Source organism: Pedomonas sp., assembly GCF_036515995.1.
Classification (GTDB): Bacteria; Pseudomonadota; Alphaproteobacteria; order Sphingomonadales; family Sphingomonadaceae; genus Pedomonas.
In genome coordinates, this window is record NZ_DATBUP010000275.1 from 1 (window position 1) to 4,719 (window position 4,719).

The window sequence follows — 4,719 nt, forward strand, 5'->3', positions numbered from 1 at the left end:
GGTCACGGGAGTTTCCCAGTCCTTCGTGCCGATCGTACTGGCCGTGTTCGGCATCGGCATGACCGTGGGTAACCTGGTGGTGCCGCCCATCGCTGACCGCGCCCTGATGCCGACGGCCGCGGGTCTCTTGATCCTGAGCGCCGCCGCCATGGCCCTGTTCCCGCTTGCCGTGCACAACCCCTGGGCCGTGATGGTAAACGTGTTCGTGATCGGCTGCGGCGGCGCACTCGGCAGCCTGCTGCAAACCCGCCTGATGGAAGTGGCCGAGGATGCCCAGTCACTGGCCGCTGCGCTGAACCATTCCGCTTTCAACGCCGCCAATGCGCTCGGGCCGTGGCTGGGAGGCCTGGCGATTTCCGCGGGCTATGGCTGGTCCTCAATCGGCTGGGTCGGCTGCGCTCTGTCGCTGGGCGGTCTGCCGACGCTGTTCCTCTCGGTCGCGCTGGAGCGGAAGCGGCGTCTGCAGCATGCGCCGGTCGCCTGAGGCCAGCGCCGCTTGAATTCCTAGGACACCTCCTTAAGAATCAGTGCGTGGCGCTCATTGGAATCCCTGGCAGCAGAGGGAAGAGTTAAAATGTGCTCGCCGGAAAGTCAGAGCAGTGAGCGCAAGCCGGCCCCACGCAGACAGAGATTCTCCCGGGCAAGGCTCTGGAACTCCGCGCTCTGCCCCGGATCAAACTGCAGCCTCAGACGGTTCATTAGAGCCCAGCAGCTGTTGCGCTTCGTTGAGAGGCGCGGCGGGCTGTTGGCCCGCGACAGCTCTCGGACACCTGGAAGATCGATGCGAAGCCGTGGCTGTGCGCAGGCCTTGATAAGCAGCGCGCCGGTGCTCCAACGTGTGAGCGCTTCCAATAAAGCGATAACGTACAGTATCTTTCGCACGTCCCTGATTGCCTTCATATCCGAAATTGTGCTGATTTGCCGCCAAGCTGACTTCCCGATCGGTAAGAAATTATCCTGAAATCCGATCCACTCCGTGCGATCTTACCGATCGGTAAGAATGTCATGGTCGAAGATGCAACCCAGTTCGGCGCAGCCGTCACCGCCGCGGGTAAAGCCCTCGGCCTGACGCAGCGGGAACTGCCGCTCGCCATCAACTGCGGCGAACGCTTCATTGTCGACCTCGAGGCCGGCAAGCCTACCGCGCAACTCGGAAAGGCGCTTGCCGCCGCCAAGGCCGTCGGCCTGCGCCTCACCGTCACTGGCAGTCCATGGCCGTGACCGTGGAGCTTCCGGTTCATTTCGAAGACCGTCTGGTCGCTCGGATCATTGCGGATGCAAGTGGTGCCAGCCTTGCCTATGACGAAGCGTGGCTGTCCTCGCCAGACCACTTCCCGGTCTCGCTCGCCATGCCCCTCAGATCTGAACCTTACTCGGGCGAGCTGCTCCTTCCTTGGCTGATGAACCTGCTGCCGGAAGGTGAACCGCTGCGCGCCATGACGCGGGCGGTGGGCGCGGCGTCGGAAGACGACTTCGGCCTGCTCGCGCATGCCGGCAATGATCTGGCAGGTGCGCTGAGCATCGGCCTGCAGTAACCGCAGGGCGAGCCTGGCTACCGCGATCCCTGAGGGGTTGGCATCGGGCTGGCTGCACGATCACCCAAAGCCCGGAACGGTCCTTAAAGTGGCGCCGCCAGCGGGCGAGTTCTTCCTGGCGGACCTGCCTCAGCGGCCAGTTGTGCTCCTCTCCGGCGGCGTCGGCCTGACACCGATGGTGGCAATGCTCGAGACGATTGCTGAGCACCACCCGCACGTGCCGGCCTATTTTATTCACGGCACGCACAACCGCGAGACCCACGCTATGCGCGGCCACGTTCGCGCGTTGGCGAAGCGGGCCGCTGCAATTCAAGTCACAGATTTTCACCAGACGCCTGTGCCTGGTGCCTCGGATCATATCCATTATGAGTTCTTTGGTCCGGCTGACGAATTGCTGGCCGCGTGATGTGTCTGTAATTGGAACGGGTCTTGCCTGCGGTCTTTCAAGCCCAGCGATCCGCCACAGGAGGGCGAGGTTGGGTGTTGAGTGTGCGAGTGCTGCGATAGCCGACTGTCCAAGGCCCAGGTGCGCATCGCCGGATTGTTGGCGTAGTAAAAATCATTCCGTTGGCAGGCCTGTTCACCATTTAATTTCGAGAAATACCGAGCACAGAATCGAGGCTCAAAGAAAGGTTGTGGGCTGACAGGTTGAATGAGGCGGCTAGCTTCGCCCCCGCGCGTTGATGATGAGTATATCCAGATAGACCGGTGAGGCGATGCCTTTCGGTCACTTCGTTCAACGTTTCGGTGCCCTTTATCCCAGAGGCGTGCCGTATGGCAGAATTAGATCCTTGTTCAGACCGTTTTTTGGCCTCCGCATTGCTGGTTACCGGGGTTGGCACCTGGTGCCTCGATACCACGACCGGCCAGATGGAATGGAACAGCGTTGCCAGTGCCCTGCTGGGGTTAGCCTCGCCGTCCAGCGTCAATGACCTGTTATCGTCTGTCGATCCTGCGGACCGGGACGAAGTGACCAGTTTTCTCCAGCCTTCTGGTCATTGCAGAGATCGGGCGACGGCGGAGTTCCGGATCAAACGCCCGGGCGGCGACACCTGCTGGTTGCAGCTCACAGGCGGCTTTCCCGAAGAGAGAAGGAGCAGAAACGGCCATCTGATCGGAATTGTGCGGGACGTAAGCTGCCGCAAAGCGGCTGAGCTGCGCTCGCACGAAAGCCGCCAGCAACTCGAGGCACTACTCAACTGTTTGCCTGGAATGGCCTATCGCAGCGAGACGACGGCACCCTGGCGGCTGATCTTCGTCAGTGATGGCGCGGCTCAGGTGACAGGTTTTGACCCGGCTGAGTTCCTGCGGGGCGAGCGCACATGGGAGACGCTGGTTCATCCGGACGATCTGGCGATGATCTCCCAGCAGGCAAGGCAGGCGATAGCCGAGCATAGATTTTACACGCTCTTTTATCGGATTGTCCATCAGTCCGGGGAGGTCCGCTGGGTTCATGGTCGCGGGGAAGCCGTATACGATGGACAAGGGCAGCCCGTGTTCCTGGAAGGCTTTGTAATGGACGTGACGGAGCGGGTCTTGGCCGAGGTTCGGCTCCGGCAGTCCCGAAGTCTTCTCGAGACTGTCATAGAGGGAATGCCGGACGGCGTCTTTCTCAAGGACTACGGCGATGGAGGAAGGTATGTCGTTGTCAACAGCGCGCTGATGCGTCTGGTCAGTCGATCAGCGACGGACGTCGTGGGGCTCAGCGATGATCAGCTCTTCCCGCCCGATCAGACCGCAAAATATGTGGAGGAAGACCAGCTCCTGGCAAATCCCGACCTGCCCAGTCTTACCCTGGAGCGGACCGTTGAGACTCCACTGGGTTCGCGTCTCCTGGAGGTGCGTAAGGTTCCCATCCGCAACGAAGAGGCGAAGCTGTGCTATATTCTGGGCATCGTCCGGGACCTGACGGATCAGCGGGCTCTTGAGGCCCAGATTCACAAAATGCAGCGGATGGATGCGGTAGGCCAGCTCACAGGCGGGGTCGCGCATGATTTCAACAACCTGCTGACCATCATCCTTGGTTATGGCGAGATGCTGCGGGAAGACATGAACAATCCGCAGGCTCTGGCTCTGATGGATAAGATCTTGAATGCAGCTGACCGGGGATCCGAACTGGTGCGCCGTCTGCTGGCCTTTGCCCGCAAACAGCGTCTCGAGCCGCGGATTGTGAACCTGAACGAAAGGCTGCCGGATGTCGTGGCTCTGCTGCGCCGGACGCTCGGTGAGAATATTGCTGTTGAGATTGCCCCTGGTCCGGGTCTCTGGCCGGCTCTGGCGGATCCGACCCAGATTGACGATGCCTTGGTCAACCTCGCCATCAACGCACGCGATGCCATGCCGGCAGGCGGCAAAATCATCATCGAGACCGCTAACGTGCGTCTTGAGCCGGAGACCGAGGGCGGTGCTCTGGAAGCGCCTCCCGGCGATTACGTCATGCTCGCTGTCAGCGATACCGGGCATGGTATGACGCCTGAGATCATGGCCAGAGTATTCGAGCCGTTCTTTACGACAAAGGAGCTCGGCCAGGGGACAGGGCTCGGGCTTTCCATGGTGTACGGCTTTGTCAGACAATCCGGCGGCCATGTGACTGTCGACAGCACGCCGGGGCATGGCACCATCGTGCGGCTCTACTTGCCACGGGCTGCCGAGGGGACGAACGGGCAGCTGGATTGTCGTCCTGCACCGCCAGAAAAGGGTGGGGGCGAGACTGTTTTGCTCGTTGAAGACAACGACAGTATTCGTGCAATGGCCAGACTTCAGCTTGGCAACCTCGGCTACCGGGTGGTAGAGGCGGCCAATGCAACTGGTGCATTGGGCCTGCTGGGCAAGGGCGTCGAGGCCGATCTGCTGTTCACTGATATTCTGATGCCGGGCGGCATCTCAGGCTACGAGCTGGCTGAGAAGGCCCGGCTGGATAGACCTGGGCTCAAGGTCTTGTTCACCACCGGCTACGATAGTCCTGCGGTGAACCAGAACTTGAAAGAACTCCCTGGGGAAAACCTGCTCCGCAAGCCATACCGCCAATATGAACTGGCAAATGCGGTCCGTCGGGCGCTCGATCAGGGGTAGGCCTTGCCCGGCCCATCAGCTTATCACGGCAGCTGATTGAAGGACCGAGGCCGGCGCCCTCATCCGATCAGAACAGCCAGCCTATACGTGGACTGAGGCGGGTGCTGCGCGC

General features: G+C 61.1%; 4 protein-coding genes and 1 pseudogene. All 5 read left to right on the plus strand.

The window, feature by feature from the left end; translation table 11 throughout:
* A partial coding sequence (locus VIG90_RS19785) for an MFS transporter (RefSeq protein ID WP_331595244.1) occupies positions 1–484 on the plus strand: 484 nt, incomplete at its 5' end.
* A 521-nt stretch (positions 485–1,005) separates the two neighbouring features.
* Positions 1,006–1,221, plus strand: a complete 216-nt coding sequence (locus tag VIG90_RS19790) for a DNA-binding protein (protein WP_331595245.1) — start codon at positions 1,006–1,008, stop codon at positions 1,219–1,221.
* Complete coding sequence (locus VIG90_RS19795) at positions 1,218–1,535, plus strand: HipA N-terminal domain-containing protein (RefSeq protein ID WP_331595246.1); 318 nt, start codon at positions 1,218–1,220, stop codon at positions 1,533–1,535. Before VIG90_RS19790 ends, VIG90_RS19795 begins: the two co-directional genes overlap by 4 nt.
* Positions 1,536–1,563: 28 nt before the next feature.
* Positions 1,564–1,941: pseudogene (locus VIG90_RS19800) on the plus strand (nitric oxide dioxygenase); the annotation flags it as partial.
* 368 nt (positions 1,942–2,309) lie between these two features.
* Complete coding sequence (locus tag VIG90_RS19805; RefSeq protein ID WP_331595247.1) at positions 2,310–4,607, plus strand: PAS domain-containing protein; 2,298 nt, start codon at positions 2,310–2,312, stop codon at positions 4,605–4,607.
* Positions 4,608–4,719: the final 112 nt, after the last annotated feature.

Bases quoted from the DNA above. Each gene is read 5' to 3' on its own strand.
- VIG90_RS19790 (WP_331595245.1), top strand. From the start codon at position 1,006: ATGGTCGAAGATGCAACCCAGTTCGGCGCAGCCGTCACCGCCGCGGGT.
- VIG90_RS19805 (WP_331595247.1), top strand. From the start codon at position 2,310: ATGGCAGAATTAGATCCTTGTTCAGACCGTTTTTTGGCCTCCGCATTG.